We start from the raw sequence: 16,869 nt of genomic DNA, 5'->3' as shown, positions 1-16,869 counted from the left end.
ACTGACAGCCAGCACCTGTGTTGAATGTGAGACCGCTATCGCCGGCAAGCCAGCTCCCACACTGGATCGCGGTTGCCCGGGCCATTGCGTTCGGCACCCAATCTGTCTTTTCCTCCAGAAGGGCCGCACGCCCAAGGGTGTGCAGGTTCTCACCGCGTGAGATTGCGTTATGGATGGTATTTTCCTGCAGCAACTGGTCAACGGCCTGACCCTCGGGTCGGTCTATGGCCTGATCGCCATCGGCTACACAATGGTCTATGGCATCATTGGCATGATCAACTTCGCCCACGGCGAGGTTTATATGATTTCCGCTTACCTCGCGGCGATCAGTCTGGCACTGCTGGCTTACTTCGGCCTCGAATCCTTCCCGCTGCTCATTCTCGGCACTCTGATATTTACCGTCGTCGTCACCGGCGTCTATGGTTGGGTCATCGAGCGTGTCGCCTACAAACCGTTGCGTAACTCCACGCGCCTGGCCCCGCTGATCAGCGCCATCGGCATTTCGCTGATCCTGCAGAACTACGCGCAGATCGCCCAGGGCGCCAAGCAACAAGGTATTCCCACCCTACTGGCCGGCGCCTGGCGCGTCGATATCGGCACCGGGTTCGTGCAGTTGACCTACACCAAGGTCTTCATCCTGGTCGCGGCCTTTGCCGGCATGGCGCTGCTGACCTACATCATCAAGTACACCAAGCTGGGCCGCATGTGCCGCGCGACCCAGCAAGACCGCAAGATGGCCTCGATCCTGGGGATCAACACCGACCGCGTGATCTCCTACGTGTTTGTCATCGGTGCTGCCATGGCGGCCCTGGCCGGTGTGCTGATCACCCTCAACTACGGCACGTTCGACTTCTATGCCGGCTTTATCATCGGCATCAAGGCATTTACCGCAGCGGTACTCGGCGGCATCGGCTCCCTGCCTGGGGCGATGCTGGGCGGGATCATCCTGGGGATTTCCGAGTCGCTGTTCTCGGGGTTGATCAACTCTGACTACAAAGACGTGTTCAGTTTCTCCCTGCTGGTGGTGATTCTGATTTTCCGTCCCCAGGGCCTGCTTGGTCGCCCGCTCGTGGCGAAGGTGTAAACATGTCTGCTGCCAAATCTATCGATATCAAGAAAAGTGTGGTCGATGCGGTCCTTGCCGGGCTGATTTCGCTGATCGTGTTCGGGCCCATCGTCGGTGTGGTCCTGGACGGCTACAGCTTCAACCTGGAACCGGCCCGCGTCGGCTTGCTGGTGGCCATTGTCATGGCCGGGCGCCTGGTCATGAGCCTGTTCCTGCAAACCCCCAAGGGCTTGAAGATCCTCCAGGGTTTTGAAAGCTCGGGCTCCGGGGTGCATGTGCTGGCGCCGGACTACAAGTCACGGCTGCGCTGGATCATCCCGGCGCTGATCGTGATCGCCATTGTCTTTCCGTTTTTCGCCAACAAGTACCTGCTGACCGTGGTGATCCTCGGGCTGATCTACGTGTTGCTCGGGCTGGGCCTGAACATCGTGGTCGGCCTGGCCGGGCTGCTCGACCTGGGCTACGTGGCGTTCTACGCCATCGGCGCCTATGGCCTGGCCCTGGGTTACCAGTACCTCGGGCTGGGGTTCTGGACGGTGCTGCCACTGGCGGCCATCGCGGCGGCGTTGGCCGGATGTATTCTCGGATTCCCGGTGTTACGCATGCACGGTGACTACCTGGCCATCGTGACCCTGGGCTTTGGTGAAATCATCCGCCTGGTGCTCAATAACTGGCTGTCGTTTACCGGTGGGCCCAATGGCATGCCGGTGCCATCGCCGACCTTCCTCGGCCTGGAATTTGGCCGGCGCGCCAAGGAAGGCGGGGTGCCGTTCCATGAGTTCTTTGGCATTGCCTACAACCCCAACGTGAAGTTCCTGTTTATCTACATCGTGCTGTTCCTGGTGGTGCTGGCCGTGCTGTACATCAAGCACCGCCTGACCCGCATGCCGGTGGGCCGCGCCTGGGAAGCCCTGCGTGAGGATGAGATCGCCTGCCGCTCCATGGGCCTGAACCATGTGTTGGTCAAGCTCTCGGCCTTCACCATCGGCGCCTCGACGGCCGGCCTGGCCGGGGTGTTCTTTGCCAGCTACCAGGGCTTCGTCAATCCGTCTTCGTTCACCTTCTTCGAGTCGGCGTTGATCCTGGCCATCGTGGTACTGGGCGGCATGGGCTCGACGGTGGGCGTGGTGATTGCCGCGTTCGTGCTGACCGTGGCGCCTGAGTTGCTGCGCAGCTTCTCCGAGTACCGGGTGCTGCTGTTTGGCGTGTTGATGGTGGTGATGATGATCTGGCGGCCACGGGGCCTGATCCGGATCAGCCGTAGCGGTGTGACACCACGCAAGGGGGTGGCGCCATGAGCAAGGAAGTGGTCCTCAACGTGGAACACCTGATGATGCACTTCGGTGGCATCAAGGCCTTGAGCGATGTGAGCCTCAAGGTCGAACGCAACTCGATCTTCGCTCTGATCGGCCCCAACGGCGCGGGCAAGACCACGGTGTTCAACTGCCTGACCGGCTTCTACACGGCCAGCGGCGGCAAGATCGAACTCAACATCCGTGGCAAGCAGACCAACGTGATCCAGTTGCTTGGCGAGCGCTTCAAGCCTACCGACTTCGTATCGCCCAAAAGCTTTTTCAGCCGGGTGTACTACAAGATGTTCGGCGGCACCCACCTGGTGAACCGCGCCGGCCTGGCCCGTACGTTCCAGAACATTCGCCTGTTCAAGGAAATGTCAGTGGTGGAAAACCTGCTGGTGGCCCAGCACATGTGGGTCAACCGCAACATGCTGGCGGGCATCCTCAACACCAAGGGCTACCGCAAGGCAGAAAGCGATGCGCTGGACCACGCCTTTTACTGGCTGGAAGTGGTGGACCTGGTGGACTGCGCCAACCGCCTGGCTGGCGAGCTGTCCTACGGCCAGCAGCGCCGCCTGGAAATCGCCCGCGCCATGTGCACCCGGCCGCAGATCATTTGCCTGGACGAACCGGCGGCGGGCCTCAACCCCCAGGAAACCGAAGCCCTCAGTGCAATGATTCGCCTGCTGCGCGATGAACACGACCTCACCGTGGTGCTGATTGAACATGACATGGGCATGGTGATGAGTATTTCCGACCATATTGTGGTGCTGGACCACGGCAACGTCATCGCCGAGGGCGGGCCGGAAGCGATCCGCAACGACCCGAAAGTGATCGCGGCCTACCTGGGCGCCGATGAAGAGGAGTTGGTATGAGTACGCCTATCCTCGAAATGAAGGACCTGGATGTGTTTTATGGCCCGATCCAGGCCCTGAAAAAAGTCTCGCTGCACATCGACGAGGGCGAGACCGTGAGCCTGATCGGCTCCAACGGCGCGGGCAAGTCCACGCTGCTGATGTCGATCTTCGGCCAGCCACGGGCCGAGTCCGGGCAGATCCTCTACCAGGGCGTGGACATTACCCACAAGTCGTCCCACTACATCGCCTCCAACGGCATCGCCCAGTCCCCGGAAGGGCGGCGGGTGTTCCCTGACATGACCGTCGAGGAAAACCTGCTGATGGGCACCATCCCCATTGGCGACAAGCACGCCAGCGAGGATATGCAGCGCATGTTCGAGCTGTTTCCACGGCTCAAGGAGCGGCGTAACCAGCGGGCGATGACCATGTCCGGTGGCGAGCAGCAAATGCTCGCCATCGCCCGGGCGTTGATGAGCCGGCCCAAGCTGTTGCTGCTCGATGAACCGAGCCTGGGGTTGGCGCCGATCGTGGTGAAGCAGATCTTCGCCACCTTGCGCGAACTGGCGGCTACCGGGATGACCATCTTTCTGGTGGAGCAGAACGCCAACCATGCGTTGCGCCTGTCTGACCGGGCGTATGTGATGGTCAACGGCGAAATCCGCCTGACCGGTACGGGCAAGGAGCTGCTGGTGAACGAGGAAGTGCGCAACGCCTACCTCGGTGGGCACTAACCCGCGCTGATCGCTCCCACGCTCTGCGTGGGAGCGCATCCTGTGACGCTGCGCATCACGCTTTGGGACGCAGAGCGTCCTTGGCGGCATTCCCACGCGGGGCGTGGGAACGATCATCGTCCACAGGCCTTCCGGCAAATTGTGGAAAACAAATCCACACACCCTCCAAAGCGCGACATATAGCCGCCGCAAATCCCTGTTTTGTCACGCAAATGACTTGTCCCCATCCACTGTGGAACCGGCTGTGGGTAACATGGGAGTAGCTGGCTGAAAGCCTTTATTTACGTGGCTTGCAGCATGGTGGTTGTTTTTTGATCAGGGGCTTTTTCATGAGGTGTCGCAGGTTTTGTCAACCTGTTCATAGACACAGGTATATGACCGAAACATGACCTCCAGGCCTGTGGATAAGTCTGTGGTTAAACTCTGGAAAGACCTGTGTAGGGGCCGGATTTACTGGCCTGGAGCCATGCCTCCTGGCGTGCCCTCCTGCATGGGCCTACATATGCCCCGCCCAAGGTCAAGCAAAAAACTTTTTGAATCGCCCTGAAAGCCTTGTACACAGCGGCCTGGAGGGTTTTGTACTTGCCCCCAAAGACTGTGGGCGCAGCTGTGGATAACCTGCGCGCACATGGCTGCAAGTCACGGTTCATAAGGCTCTACGTCAAGCGGTTAAAAAATGATCAGGTATGGGGTGGCGGGTGTGCATAGCGGTTGCCGCGGCGGCGGCGTAAGGGCATCCTGCTGGCTGATTTTTCCCGATGCCCACAAGGAGAACACCATGTCCGACACGCTGTTTATTACTGGCGCCACCTCAGGTTTCGGCGAAGCCTGTGCCCGTCGCTTTGCCGAGGCTGGCTGGAAACTGGTGCTCACCGGTCGACGTGCCGAGCGCTTGAATGCCCTGGTCGAAGAGCTTTCCAAGCAAACCGAGGTGCATGGCCTGGTGGTGGACGTGCGTGACCGCAAGGGCATGGAAGAGGCGATTGCCAACCTGCCGGCGTCGTTCAGCAAGCTGCGCGGGCTGATCAACAACGCGGGCCTGGCCGTGGGCACCGACCCGGCGCCCAAGTGCAGCCTCGACGATTGGGAGACCATGGTCGACACCAACATCAAGGGCCTGCTGACCACCACCAGCCTGTTGCTGCCGCGCCTGATCGCCCATGGCCGTGGCGCCGGGATCGTCAACCTGGGCTCCATCGCCGGCAACTACCCGTACCCGGGCAGCCACGTGTATGGCGGCTCCAAGGCGTTCGTCAAACAGTTCTCCCTGAACCTGCGCTGTGACCTGCAAGGCACCGGCGTGCGTGTGACCAACATCGAACCGGGCCTGTGCGAGAGCGAGTTCTCCCTGGTGCGCTTCGGCGGTGACCAGGCGCGTTACGACGCCACCTACGCCGGCGCCGAGCCGATCCAGCCGCAGGACATTGCCGACACCATCTTCTGGGTGCTGAACACCCCGGCGCACGTGAACATCAACCGCCTGGAGCTGATGCCGGTGAGCCAGACCTGGGCTGGGTTTGCGATTGAGCGTGGGGCCAAGTAAGGCTCGCAAAGGCGTCAAATCGGTCAAAACAGGGCATAAGGTACACTCTCCTCCTGGAAACCCCACCGCACCCAGCGGTTTAAAGGTTTTGACAGGAGGATATGTGAGTAACCGAGGTGAGCAGGCACTGCTCAAACAATCGACGATCCTGATGTTCGCCGTGGCGATCGCCGGGATTGTCACGGGTGTGATATCAGGCGCCCAATCCATTTTATTCGACGGCTTTTTCTCGCTGATCGCGACCTTTATCAAGGTGCTGATGCTGATCACGGCCAAGCTGATCGCCAAGAAAAGCAACGACCGTTTCCAGTTCGGCTACTGGCACCTGGAACCGATGGTGTTGCTGATCGAAGGCAGTTTCCTGCTGTTGATCGCCATCTACGCGTTTCTCAACGGGGTGTTCGGCATTATCAATGGCGGGCGTGAAATCGAGTTGGGGCTGGTGATCATCTACGCTGCGGTGTTTACCGTGGTCGAGTTCGCCTACTTCTTCTATGTGCGCTACCGCAACCGCACGCTGCAGTCGTCGCTGATCCAGTTCGACAACATCAGTTGGCTGGTAGACGCGATGCTCTCTGTGGGCCTGCTGGTGAGCTTCCTCGCCGCGCTGCTGCTCAAGTCCCAGGGCTATGGCGAGTGGGCGGTGTATGTCGACCCCTTGATCCTGATCCTGCTGGCCCTGAGCATGCTGGCGCCGGCCTTGAAGATCCTGCGCCCGGCCTTGCGCGATGTGCTGGGGATTGCCCCGGACCAGTTGGACGACAAGGTGCGCGAAGTGATGGACGCGGCCCAGGCCCGGCATGGTTTCGAGGACTACGTGTCCTACGTGCAGAAACACGGGCGGGCGCGGTTTATCGAGATTCATGTGGTGCTGCCGGCCGATTACCCGGTGGATAAGGTCGCGACGCTCGACGGGCTGCGTGAAGAGATATCCACAGGGCTGGGCGCGGCGGACAAGGCACGGTGGTTGACGATCAGCTTTACGGGGGATCGCAAGTGGATTGCCTGATAGTCAGGTAGACCGAGGTGAGGCTATCGCAGGCAAGCCAGCTCCCACAGTTGAATGGGTTCACACATTCAAAAATGTGGGAGCGGGCTTGCCTGCGATGGGGCCGGAAAGATCAGCCGAGAAACTCGCTCAACCCCTGATAGCAGGTCGCCAAATGGTAGGGCGTCGTCGACGGCATATCCCGCCGGCTCACCTCACCCTTGGCATCCAGGCATTCATTCCAGCCCCTGGCATGCAAAAAATGTTGCTGCAACGCCAGCAACTGGCGCTCCAGCACCGCCGCGCTGCCCGGGCGCAAGGTCAATGCCCGCAGGTACTCGGCCTGGGCCCAGATCCGCTGGGTGGCGTCACGCACGCTGCCGTCCAGCGCCAACATGCCACTGACCGCACCGCTCAGGTTATCCACACCCGTCTGCTCGGCATAGGCAAAGGCCCGGCTCAGCGACGTATGCAGGGGCGTGCCACGCAGTACGGGCGAGGATTCCAGCAGGAAAAACCATTCAAACTGATGCCCCGGCTCGAACCAGTTATCCACAGCGCCCAGGGGCTTTTCCATCATCACCCCATGCTGGCGTTCGATAAAGCGCTGCTGCATGGCCGTCGCCAGTGCCAGCAGGGCCTGTTGCACCGCCGCGTCTTCCCGCACGGCGAGGGTGGCAAGCAAGCCTTCGGCCAGATGCATCAGCGGGTTCTGCAGCGGGCCGGACTTGAGGGACGACCAGTTGCGCTCCAGTACCGCCTCATACAGGCCGTCACCCGTGGCAAAGCGCTCGGCGACCACCTCCAGGGCGGCATTGAGCACCGACTCCACCAACGGCTCGCGGACCTTGGCCCAGTAATGGGCGCAGGCGAAGATGATAAAGGCGTGGGTATACAGGTCTTTGCGCTGGTCCAGCGGATTGCCGTGGGGGTCGATGCTGTAGAACCAGCCACCGTGTTCGGCGTCGTGGAAGTGCCGTTGCAGCGAGCGAAACAACGCTGCGGCGCGTTCTTGCGCAAACTCTTTGCCTGGCTCGCCGATCAGGCTGGCAAACACATACAACTGCCGGGCACAGGCCATGGCGCGGTAGCGTTGTGGGGGCAAAGGGCGATGGTCGGCGTCCAGCGCCTCATAGGGCAGCGCCAACTCGGCATTCCAGCCCGGGCCCTGCCAGAGCGGCACGATCAGGTCGTTGAAGTGCGCGAGCACCGCGTTCAATTGAGGTTTGAGGGCAGAGCTTGGAGCGATGGGCATCGGCTGGCGTCGTCACGGCAGGGGTGTTTGCCGCGCATGTTAGCAGGCTTGGGGGCTGCGGTGGTTTTGCTACCGCTATCGCGAGCAAGCCCGCTCCCACATTCGACCCCATTCCAAAGGTACAACTCGGTCAAATGTGGGAGCGGGCTTGCTCGCGATGAGGCCCTCAACAGCACTGCATCACTCAGCCTGCCAGCAACCAGACTCCAGTCGCCGCCGAAGCCGCCCCCGCCACCCGCACCAGCGGCGCCGCCGCAGCCGGCAGGCAACGCACCAGTGCATACCCGGCCGCATGCAGCACCGCCGTCGCCCCGACAAACCCGGCCGCATACGCCCACGGGCTGGTCATATCCGGCAGCTCCAGGCCATGGGCCACGCCATGGAACAGCGCAAACACGGCTGTTGCGGCCACGGCCACCGCCAGCGGTGGGCGAATCGCCAAGGCCACCGCCAGGCCCAGGGCCAATACCGACGCGGCAATCCCGCTTTCCAGGGCCGGCAAGGCCAACCCTTCAAAACCCAGCACGCCACCCAGCAGCATGGTGCCGACAAACGTACACGGCAGCACCCAGCGCGCCGCGCCTTGTTGCTGCGCCGCCCACAGGCCGACGGCCAGCATCGCCAGCAAATGGTCCAGCCCGCCGAGGGGATGGCTGATACCGGCCACCAGGCCATTGTCGCCATGACCCGGGTGGGCCAGGGCCAGGGTCGGGGCCAGTAGCAGGAGGGCGGCGGCAAACAGGGTGTTGAGGCTCATAAACAGCTCCTTGGTAAGAGGGCTCAGGCTGCGGTCAGCAGGCCCTGGCGTTCGATAAAGGCGACGATTGCTTCCAGGCCAACGCCGGTTTTCTGGTTACTGAACACAAACGGCTTGCCGCCACGCATGCGCTGGGTGTCGCTGTTCATCAGTTCCAGCGAGGCGCCGACCAGCGGCGCCAGGTCGATCTTGTTGATCACCAGCAGGTCCGATTTGCAGATCCCCGGCCCACCTTTGCGCGGCAGCTTGTCGCCGGCCGACACATCGATCACGTAGATCGTCAGGTCCGACAGCTCGGGGCTGAAGGTGGCCGACAGGTTGTCGCCGCCGGACTCCACCAGGATCAGGTCGAGGCCGGGAAAACGCCGGTTCAGTTGATCCACCGCTTCGAGGTTGATCGAGGCATCTTCGCGAATCGCCGTGTGCGGGCAGCCGCCGGTTTCCACACCGATAATGCGCTCGGGCGCCAGGGCCTGGTTGCGCACCAGGAAGTCGGCGTCTTCGCGGGTATAGATATCGTTGGTGACCACCGCCAGGTTGTAGCGATCGCGCAGGGCCAGGCACAGCGCCAGGGTCAGGGCGGTCTTGCCGGAGCCGACGGGGCCGCCGATGCCGACGCGCAAAGGTTGTGTGTTCATGGGGTTCTCCTAGGAACGGAACAGGCGGCTGTACTGGCGCTCATGGGCCATGCATGCCAGGGACAGGCCGAAGGCGGCGCTGCCAAAGTGATGAGGGGCGCGCTGGCTGGCATCCTGCTGGGCCTGTTGCAGCAAGGGCAGCAGTTCGCTGGTCAGGCGTTGGGCGGCTTGCTGGCCCAGGGGCAGGGTTTTCATCAACACCGCCAATTGGTTTTCCAGCCAGCTCCACAGCCAGGCGGCCAGGGCGTCGTCGGGGCTAATCGCCCAGGCACGGGCCGCCAGTGCCCAGCCCAGGGCCAGATGGGGTTCGTGGGTGGCGTCGAGAAAACGCCGTGCCGCGTCATCCAATTCCGGCAGGCCGTTGAGCAGTTGTTGCAGGGAGTAGCCCATTTGCCGGCTCTCCTGGAACAGTTCGCGGGTTTCGCGGCTGGCGCGGTGTTCTTCACACCATTGGCGCAGGCGTTCCCAATCCTGGTCCGCAGCGGCCTGGCAATGGGCAAGCAACAGTGGCGCCTCGAAGCGTGCGAGGTTGAGCAGCAGTTGGTCGCTGATCCAGCGGCGGGCGCTGTCGGCATCGCGGACACGGGCATTGTCCACGGCCATTTCCAGGCCCTGGGAATAGCTGTAGCCGCCAATCGGCAATTGCGGACTGGCCAGACGCAGCAGCGCCCAGGCCGGGTTCACAGGCGCACGCCGAACTGATGCAGTTTGGGCGGGTAGTTGAAGTCTTCATCCCCGTGGCGCGAGTGATGGTGACCGCCACCGTAGGCGCCGTGTTCGGGCTGGAACGGTGCTTCGAGGGTTTGGGTGTGGGCCCCCAACTGCTCCAGCATGGCCTTGAGCACGTAGTCATCGAGCAGGCGCAGCCAGCCATCCCCCACTTGCAGGGCCACATGGCGGTTGCCCAGGTGATAGGCCGCACGGGTCAGTTCAAAGGCGCTGCTGCAGGTCACGTGCAGCAGTTGTTCAGGGCGTGCGCAGACGCGTACGACACGTCCGTCTTCAGCCTGTAGGCATTCGCCGTCGTACAGCGGCGGCTGGCCGCGCTCCAGAAACAGGCCGACGTCTTCACCCTCGGCACTGAAACAGCGCAGGCGGCTTTTGCTGCGGGCGTCGAAGTTCAGCAGCAACTCCGCAGCCCAGATGGGTTGGGGCGCAATTCGGCGGTGGATCACCAGCATCGGGAAGCTTCCAGCTATGAGCGATAAACAGGCTAGAGCAAGGGGCTTGCCAATCAGGCGTGGTGTAGGAAAACACCGTGGATGTAGGATGTTTCGCCACTAAACAGGCCGCAGGCGCGGAGACGACTTGACCCATTATGGTGCGCCATGGGTCGTTCTGGCACCTGAATTGGGCGATTTTGGCGGGCGTCCCACGATATTTTGTAGGTGCTTGCCTTCGGTTATTTATCTGTAATGCATTTTGGGAATCATCCTACTCACACCATAGATTTCCCGCTCATCTCGCCACGCGTTGTTTCTCTAGGATTTCGCACCGTCTTTAATCCAGTGCGACGTTCATCATGTTCAAGTCTTTTTTATGTGTGGTCATGGCCGGTTTTTTTGGCATGGCGCCATCTGCCTCGGCCAGTTTCAGCCAGCGTTACGTTTCACCGGCTCCGTTCAGTTCAGCGTTACAGGCCCTGCCACAACCGACCATCGCCAATGTGGTCGACCGCGCCCATGAGTTGCTGGGCAAACCTTATAAATCGGGCGGCACATCGCTGGAGCAGGGGTTCGATTGCAGCGGGCTGCTGGTCTATCTGTTCAAGACCGAAGCCAATATTGTTATCCCGCGCACCACGGCGGCGATGCACCGCTCAACGGCGGCGACGATCAAGGCGGATGCACTGCAACCCGGCGATGCGGTGTTTTTCAAGGCCAATGGCAGCAGCCAGATCGGCCATGTCGGCCTGTATGTCGGCGAGGGCAAGTTCATTCACTCGCCGCGCCAGGGCAAGAATATCCGCATCGACTCCCTGGCCAACGCCTACTGGAAGAAGAACTACACCACCGCCAAGCGTTTCCATGCGGTGCGTTGATCGCTCTACTCGGTGCTGCCCAGGCCTTGCCAGTGCTTGAGGCCAATAAAGATAAAGCGCAGTTGCTGGGTGATCTTGGCCTGGGGCGTGAGGTGCGCCGGCAGGGCGGCGGCGGGTGGGTCGATGATGTCGGGCAGGGTGGCGAACACACTCTTGACGATCAGGTCGGCCATCACATGCAGGCCGTCGGCATCCAGGTGCTGGAGCTTGGGCATCAGGGTCAGGTCGGCCGCCAGGTCCGAGGTGATGTCTTCGCGCAGCGCGCCGATGGCTTGGCGCACGGCCAGGCAACCACCGTACTGCTCGCGGGCCAGGAATAAAAACTGTGAACGGTTGGCTGCCACCACATCGAGAAAGATCCGCACCGAGGCATCGATGATGCCGCCCATGACGAATTCGTTGTGGCGTACCAGGCGGATGGTAGCGCGGAAGGTCTGGCCGACCTCACTGACGAGCACCAGGCCCAGTTGGTCCATATCGGCAAAGTGACGGTAAAAACCGGTGGGCACGATGCCGGCGCTCTTGGCCACTTCCCGCAGGCTCAGGCTGCCAAACCCTCGGCCACCCTCCATCAGATGGCGGGCTGCGTCCATCAAGGCAAGGCGGGTCTGTTGCTTCTGTTCGGCGCGGGGGAGCATTGGCGGGTGGGCTTTGTAGACAAGGACAGCGACGCACTCTAGCAAAACAACTTTACCGGCGTCGAACTTGAAACAGGACAAAGGTGGCGCGGGTCACACAAAGTCAAAGCCCGATCACTGGGGATCGGGCTTTTTTCAGGGCCGGCACGGGCTTAGCTCGTGGCTTTATGCATTTCAGCCAGACGGTCGGAACCGCCCTCGGCGACAAATTCGCGTTGTTGCAGACGGTCCGAGCCACCTTCAACCAGACCTTTCTCCTCCAGGCGATCACGGCCGCCCTCGGCGACAAATTCGCGTTTTTGCAGACGGTCCGAACCACCTTCGACCAGGCCTTTCTGTTCCAGGCGATCACGGCCGCCTTCGGCTACGGCGTTACGCTCTTGCAGACGGTCCGAGCCACCTTCGACCAGGCCTTTCTGCTCCAGGCGATCACGACCACCTTCGGCAACGGTCTGGCTGATGTGCGAGGCGTCGGCCTTGGCTTGTGGGATGGTTTGCTCTGTTGCTGGCAGGGCAAAAGCACTGGTGGCCAGGACAGAGAGTGCAACACTGAGCAGTAATTGGCGTTTCATGATGAGTTGCTCCTTGGGAGGGCGATAAAGTGGGTACAGGGCTCATGCTACTCTCGATATCTCGATATAAAAGTTCATAAACACAATGGTAATAATCAACGGAATTGATTGTTCTGCGCCGAGGCTCTAGACCGTACCTCTCAAGCACGCGCTTTTGCACCGGGGTGGGTATTTTCGACACGGGCGTGGGTAACAACAGTGCGCGATCGATGAAAGAAGCTGTCGGATTAGTCAGAAAAAGTACTTTTCACCGCTAATTCCCCGCTGCGGTTAAACCCCCAGGCCATTTGCCAGTCGTAGCCATATAAGCTTTAGCCCTTGCGCGCGTTGCCAGTGGCACGCGCAGTCGTAATCAGGAGCCCTGTGCAATGACGCGCACTCGTAAAATTCTCGCCTGGAGCAGTGCTTGCTTCGTTCTGCTGATCGCCGCCGTCGTACTGATCCTGGTGTTCTTCGACTGGAACCGGATCAAGCCGCCACTCAATGCCAAAGTCTCCGAAGAGCTGCATCGCGCCTTTGCCATCAATGGCAACCTGGCTGTGGTCTGGCAGCGCGAGCCAGACGAAGGCGGTTGGCGCGCCTGGGTGCCGTGGCCCCATGTGGTGGCCGAAGACCTGAGTCTGGGCAACCCCGAGTGGTCGAAAAAACCGCAGATGGTCACCCTCAAACGCGTCGAATTGCGCATCTCGCCCTTGGCCTTACTGGCCCAGCGCGTGGTGATCCCGCGCATCGACCTGACCGAACCGAGTGCCGAGTTGCAGCGCCTGGCCGATGGCCGCGCCAACTGGACCTTCACCTTTGACCCCAAGGACCCGAATGCCGAACCGTCCAACTGGGTGGTGGATATCGGTGCCATCGGCTTTGACAAGGGCCACGTGACCCTCGACGACCAGACCCTCAAGACCCGCCTCGATGTGCTGATCGACCTCCTGGGCAAACCCATCGCATTCAGCGAAATCGTCGGCGAGCGCGATGCCAAAAAGGCCCTGGAGCAGGGCGCGACACCCCAGGACTATGCCTTCGGCCTCAAGGTCAGCGGCCAGTACCACGGCCAGAAACTCGCGGGCAGCGGCAAGATCGGCGGGTTGCTGGCCCTGCAAGACGCGGCCAGGCCATTCCCCCTGCAAGCCCAGGCGAAGATCGGCGATACCCGCATCGCCCTGGCCGGCACCCTGACCGACCCCCTGAACCTCGGCGCCCTGGACCTGCGCCTGAAACTGTCCGGCACCAGCCTGGGCAATCTTTACCCACTGACCGGCGTGACCCTACCGGACTCGCCGGCCTACTCCACCGACGGTCGCCTGATTGCCAAGCTGCATGAAGCCGGCGGTGCGTCGTTCCGCTATGAGCAGTTCAACGGCAAGATCGGCAACAGTGATATTCACGGCGACCTGGCCTACGTCGCCAGCCAGCCACGGCCCAAGCTCAGTGGCGCACTGGTGTCCAACCAACTGCTGCTGGCCGACCTGGCGCCGCTGATCGGTGCTGACTCCAATGCCAAGCAAAAGGCCCGTGGCGGGGCGAGCAAGCAACCGGCGACCAAGGTGCTGCCGGTGGAAGAGTTCCGCACCGAGCGCTGGCGCGATATGGACGCCGATGTCGAGTTTACCGGCAAGCGCATTGTCCACAGCACCGACCTGCCGTTCACCGACCTTTATACGCACCTGGTACTCAACGACGGCCAACTGAGCCTCGAACCCCTGCGCTTCGGCGTGGCGGGCGGCAAGCTGGATGCGCAGATCCGCCTCAATGGCCGCATTACCCCGCTGGAAGGCCGGGCGAAACTGACGGCGCGCAACTTCAAGCTCAAGCAACTGTTCCCCACCTTTGAACCGATGAAGACCAGCTTTGGCGAGCTCAACGGCGATGCCGATATCGCCGGGCGCGGTAACTCGGTGGCGGCGCTCTTGGGCAGTGCCAATGGCGATCTGAAAATGCTTATCAACGACGGCGCCATCAGCCGTGGCCTGATGGAAATCGCCGGGTTGAATGTCGGCAACTACGTGATCGGCAAGCTGTTTGGCGACAAGGACGTGAAGATCAACTGTGCGGCGGCGGACTTCGGCATCAAGACCGGCCTGGCCACCAGCCGGCTGTTTGTGTTCGACACCGAGAACGCGATCATCTACATCGACGGCACCGTAAACATGGCCAGCGAACAACTGGACCTGACGATTACCCCAGAGTCCAAGGGGTTCCGCCTGTTCTCGCTGCGCTCGCCGTTGTACGTCAACGGGCCGTTTATCAAACCCAATGCCGGGGTCAAGACCGTGCCGCTGTTATTGCGTGGCGCGGGGATGGTGGCGCTGGGTGTGATCGTTGCACCTGCGGCAGGCCTGCTGGCACTGGTGGCGCCGAGCGGTGATGTACCGAACCAGTGTGTGCCGCTGTTGCAGCAGATGAAGGAAGGCAAGGCACCGAAAACGGTGAAAGGCTGACTGAAGAAACCCACAACCCAATGTGGGAGCGGGCTTGTGTGGGAGCGGGCTTGCCCGCGATAGCAGTGGGTCAGTCAACATCAATGTTTGCTGGGCCGACGTCTTCGCGGGCAAGCCCGCTCCCACATTAGTTCGCGCGCTAAAAGGCCTACAGGCCGTTGAGAACGTTTTATTGGATATTGCCGGGTGTCATATCGATTGCCATAGGGCTGGTCTAGGATCAGCCCAATCGCCCCTTCAAGGATGTTCGCCACCATGGCCCAGACATTGGCTACACGTTATCCCCTGGTCCTGGTGCCGGGCATGCTCGGGTTTGTACGGCTGGTGCTGTACTCGTACTGGTACGGCATTGTCCCGGCCCTGCGTGCCGGTGGGGCGCAGGTGTTTGCGGTGCAGGTGGCGCCGCTCAACTCCAGTGAGGTGCGCGGCGAGCAGTTGCTGGAGCAGATCGAGCAGATACGCCGCCAGACCGGCGCCGATAAGGTCAACCTGATCGGCCATAGCCAGGGCTCGCTCACCGCTCGTTATGCGGCGGCCAAACGCCCGGAATGGGTGGCTTCGGTGACCTCGGTGGCGGGGCCCAACCACGGTTCGGAATTGGCAGACTACCTGCACACCCACTACCCGGCCGACAGCGCCAAGGGCCGGATCATGAGCGCGCTGCTGCGTCTGGTGGGCATGCTGATGGGCCTTCTGGAAACCGGCTATCGCGGCCCGCGCTTTGCGGTGGATATCCACGCGTCCCATCAGTCGCTGACCTGCGAGGGCGTGGCGCTGTTCAATCGCCAATACCCCCAAGGCTTGCCAGACACCTGGGGCGGGCAGGGCGCCGAGGAAGTGAATGGTGTGCGCTATTACTCCTGGTCCGGCACCCTGCAGCCGGGCAAGACCGATCGCGGGCGCAACCTGCTGGACGGTACAAACCGCAGTTGCCGGTTGTTTGCGCGCACCTTCGTCAAGGAGAAGGGGCAGTGCGACGGCATGGTCGGGCGCTACAGCTCACACCTGGGCACGGTGATCGGCGATGACTATGCGCTGGACCATTTCGATATCGTCAACCAGTCACTGGGCCTGGTGGGCAAGGGCGCCGAGCCGATTCGCCTGTTTGTCGAGCATGCGCAGCGGTTGAAGGCGGCCGGGCTTTAACGTCTTACCGGCGTCGTCCAGCGCTCCGACAAAATCACCCCACCCAATGTCAGCACGCCGCCGACCAGGTGATACAGCGCCAACTGTTCCTTGAGCACCACCGCGGCAATCAGTGCGGTGATCAACGGCAGCAGGTTGAAAAACAGCGTGGTGCGGCTTGGCCCCAACTGTTTGACCGAATGCATCCACGCCAGCGGCGCGATCATCGAGGCCAGCAGGCAGGCGTACACCACCAGGCCAATATTCGACGGGCCCAGGCCGACCTTGTCCGAGGCCAGGAACAGCGGGAACAGCACCACCACCGCCACCAGCACCTGCAAATACAGCAACACCAGGGGCGGCAGGCGCAGTTGCCATTTTTTCAGCAGGGTGCTGTAGATCGCATAGGCCAGGGTGGCCACCAGCATCATCGCGTCACCCAGGTTCACCCCATGTTGTAGCAGCGCGCCGAGGCTGCCGGCCGACACCACCACCGCCACCCCGGCAAACGACAGCAGCGCACCGGTCAGGGCGCCGAAGGTCAGGCGCTGGCCCAGGCTGATAATGGCCGCGGTCAGGGCCATCAAGGGCATCAGCGACAGGATGATCCCCATGTTGGTGGCGCTGGTCAGGCTCGCGGCGTAGTACGCCAGGCTCTGGTAGACCGCCATGCCAAGCACGCCGAGTACAGCGATCTTGCCCAGGTTGGGGCGGATCAGCGCCCAGTTGGCAATCACCGGCTTGAGCATGAACGGGGTAAACAGGATGGCCGCCAGCAACCAGCGATAAAAGCCGATTTCGGCCGGGAATATCGAGCCCACGGCGAGTTTGTTGACCACGGTATTGCCAGCCCAGATAAAAATGGCCAGCAGGGGATAAGCGTATTGCATCGCAAGGAACCGAGAACGTTAGTGAGGCTTGATTA

The 16,869-nt window shown here is 61.6% G+C and carries 17 protein-coding genes; 9 read left to right on the top strand and 8 right to left on the bottom strand.

The features are described from left to right. The first annotated feature begins 169 nt into the window (after positions 1-169). The 6 genes from BLL38_RS05030 (at position 170) to BLL38_RS05000 (ending at position 6,501) form a co-directional block, all read left to right on the top strand. Positions 170-1,084 (top strand): ABC transporter permease subunit, encoded by a 915-nt coding sequence (locus tag BLL38_RS05030; RefSeq protein ID WP_029300506.1) that lies wholly within the window; start codon positions 170-172, stop codon positions 1,082-1,084. A gap of 2 nt (positions 1,085-1,086) precedes the next feature. Continuing rightward, positions 1,087-2,364: a high-affinity branched-chain amino acid ABC transporter permease LivM gene (livM, locus tag BLL38_RS05025; protein ID WP_057958171.1), complete on the top strand. Its 1,278-nt coding sequence runs from the start codon at positions 1,087-1,089 to the stop codon at positions 2,362-2,364. Next, complete coding sequence (locus tag BLL38_RS05020) at positions 2,361-3,236, top strand: ABC transporter ATP-binding protein (protein WP_029300504.1); 876 nt, start codon at positions 2,361-2,363, stop codon at positions 3,234-3,236. Before livM ends, BLL38_RS05020 begins: the two co-directional genes overlap by 4 nt. Beyond that, positions 3,233-3,949 (top strand): ABC transporter ATP-binding protein, encoded by a 717-nt coding sequence (locus tag BLL38_RS05015; RefSeq protein WP_057437450.1) that lies wholly within the window; start codon positions 3,233-3,235, stop codon positions 3,947-3,949. Before BLL38_RS05020 ends, BLL38_RS05015 begins: the two co-directional genes overlap by 4 nt. A gap of 778 nt (positions 3,950-4,727) precedes the next feature. Next, complete coding sequence (locus BLL38_RS05005; RefSeq protein WP_076961549.1) at positions 4,728-5,492, top strand: SDR family oxidoreductase; 765 nt, start codon at positions 4,728-4,730, stop codon at positions 5,490-5,492. Positions 5,493-5,595: 103 nt separating this feature from the next. Further along, on the top strand, positions 5,596-6,501 hold the full coding sequence (locus tag BLL38_RS05000) for a cation diffusion facilitator family transporter (RefSeq protein ID WP_076961548.1): 906 nt from the start codon (positions 5,596-5,598) through the stop codon (positions 6,499-6,501). Positions 6,502-6,613: 112 nt separating this feature from the next. Here BLL38_RS05000 and BLL38_RS04995 read toward each other — a convergent pair whose 3' ends face one another. From BLL38_RS04995 to ureE, 5 genes are all read right to left on the bottom strand, one after another. Further along, on the bottom strand, positions 6,614-7,735 hold the full coding sequence (locus tag BLL38_RS04995) for an AGE family epimerase/isomerase (RefSeq protein WP_076961547.1): 1,122 nt from the start codon (positions 7,733-7,735) through the stop codon (positions 6,614-6,616). 184 nt (positions 7,736-7,919) lie between these two features. Continuing rightward, positions 7,920-8,492: a HupE/UreJ family protein gene (locus BLL38_RS04990; RefSeq protein ID WP_076961546.1), complete on the bottom strand. Its 573-nt coding sequence runs from the start codon at positions 8,490-8,492 to the stop codon at positions 7,920-7,922. A 23-nt stretch (positions 8,493-8,515) separates the two neighbouring features. Next, positions 8,516-9,130: an urease accessory protein UreG gene (gene ureG / locus BLL38_RS04985; RefSeq protein ID WP_076961545.1), complete on the bottom strand. Its 615-nt coding sequence runs from the start codon at positions 9,128-9,130 to the stop codon at positions 8,516-8,518. A gap of 9 nt (positions 9,131-9,139) precedes the next feature. Continuing rightward, positions 9,140-9,814 (bottom strand): urease accessory protein UreF, encoded by a 675-nt coding sequence (locus BLL38_RS04980; RefSeq protein ID WP_076961544.1) that lies wholly within the window; start codon positions 9,812-9,814, stop codon positions 9,140-9,142. Then, positions 9,811-10,311, bottom strand: coding sequence for an urease accessory protein UreE (ureE, locus tag BLL38_RS04975; RefSeq protein WP_076961543.1), 501 nt, complete (start codon positions 10,309-10,311; stop codon positions 9,811-9,813). The genes BLL38_RS04980 and ureE overlap by 4 nt, the downstream gene beginning before the upstream one ends. A 341-nt stretch (positions 10,312-10,652) precedes the next feature. Between ureE and BLL38_RS04970 the strand changes: the two genes are divergently transcribed. Further along, the gene (locus BLL38_RS04970) at positions 10,653-11,171 is read left to right on the top strand and encodes a C40 family peptidase (RefSeq protein ID WP_076961542.1); all 519 of its coding nucleotides are present in this window, start codon (positions 10,653-10,655) and stop codon (positions 11,169-11,171) included. Between the two features lie 5 nt (positions 11,172-11,176). Here the strand turns inward: BLL38_RS04970 and BLL38_RS04965 are convergent, their stop codons facing one another. Beyond that, complete coding sequence (locus BLL38_RS04965; protein ID WP_076961541.1) at positions 11,177-11,809, bottom strand: TetR family transcriptional regulator; 633 nt, start codon at positions 11,807-11,809, stop codon at positions 11,177-11,179. Positions 11,810-11,961: 152 nt separating this feature from the next. Continuing rightward, on the bottom strand, positions 11,962-12,381 hold the full coding sequence (locus BLL38_RS04960) for a hypothetical protein (RefSeq protein WP_076961540.1): 420 nt from the start codon (positions 12,379-12,381) through the stop codon (positions 11,962-11,964). 368 nt (positions 12,382-12,749) lie between these two features. Between BLL38_RS04960 and BLL38_RS04955 the strand changes: the two genes are divergently transcribed. Beyond that, on the top strand, positions 12,750-14,819 hold the full coding sequence (locus tag BLL38_RS04955; RefSeq protein WP_076961539.1) for an AsmA family protein: 2,070 nt from the start codon (positions 12,750-12,752) through the stop codon (positions 14,817-14,819). Positions 14,820-15,074: 255 nt separating this feature from the next. Further along, positions 15,075-15,965, top strand: coding sequence for an esterase/lipase family protein (locus BLL38_RS04950; RefSeq protein ID WP_076961623.1), 891 nt, complete (start codon positions 15,075-15,077; stop codon positions 15,963-15,965). Here the strand turns inward: BLL38_RS04950 and BLL38_RS04945 are convergent. Next, on the bottom strand, positions 15,962-16,834 hold the full coding sequence (locus BLL38_RS04945) for a DMT family transporter (protein ID WP_076961538.1): 873 nt from the start codon (positions 16,832-16,834) through the stop codon (positions 15,962-15,964). The genes BLL38_RS04950 and BLL38_RS04945 overlap by 4 nt on opposite strands. Positions 16,835-16,869: the final 35 nt, after the last annotated feature.

This window comes from Pseudomonas gessardii (assembly GCF_001983165.1).
Lineage (GTDB): Bacteria > Pseudomonadota > Gammaproteobacteria > Pseudomonadales > Pseudomonadaceae > Aquipseudomonas > Aquipseudomonas gessardii.
Note: the sequence above shows the minus strand (reverse complement) of the source record. Positions and strands in the feature narration are given on the sequence as shown.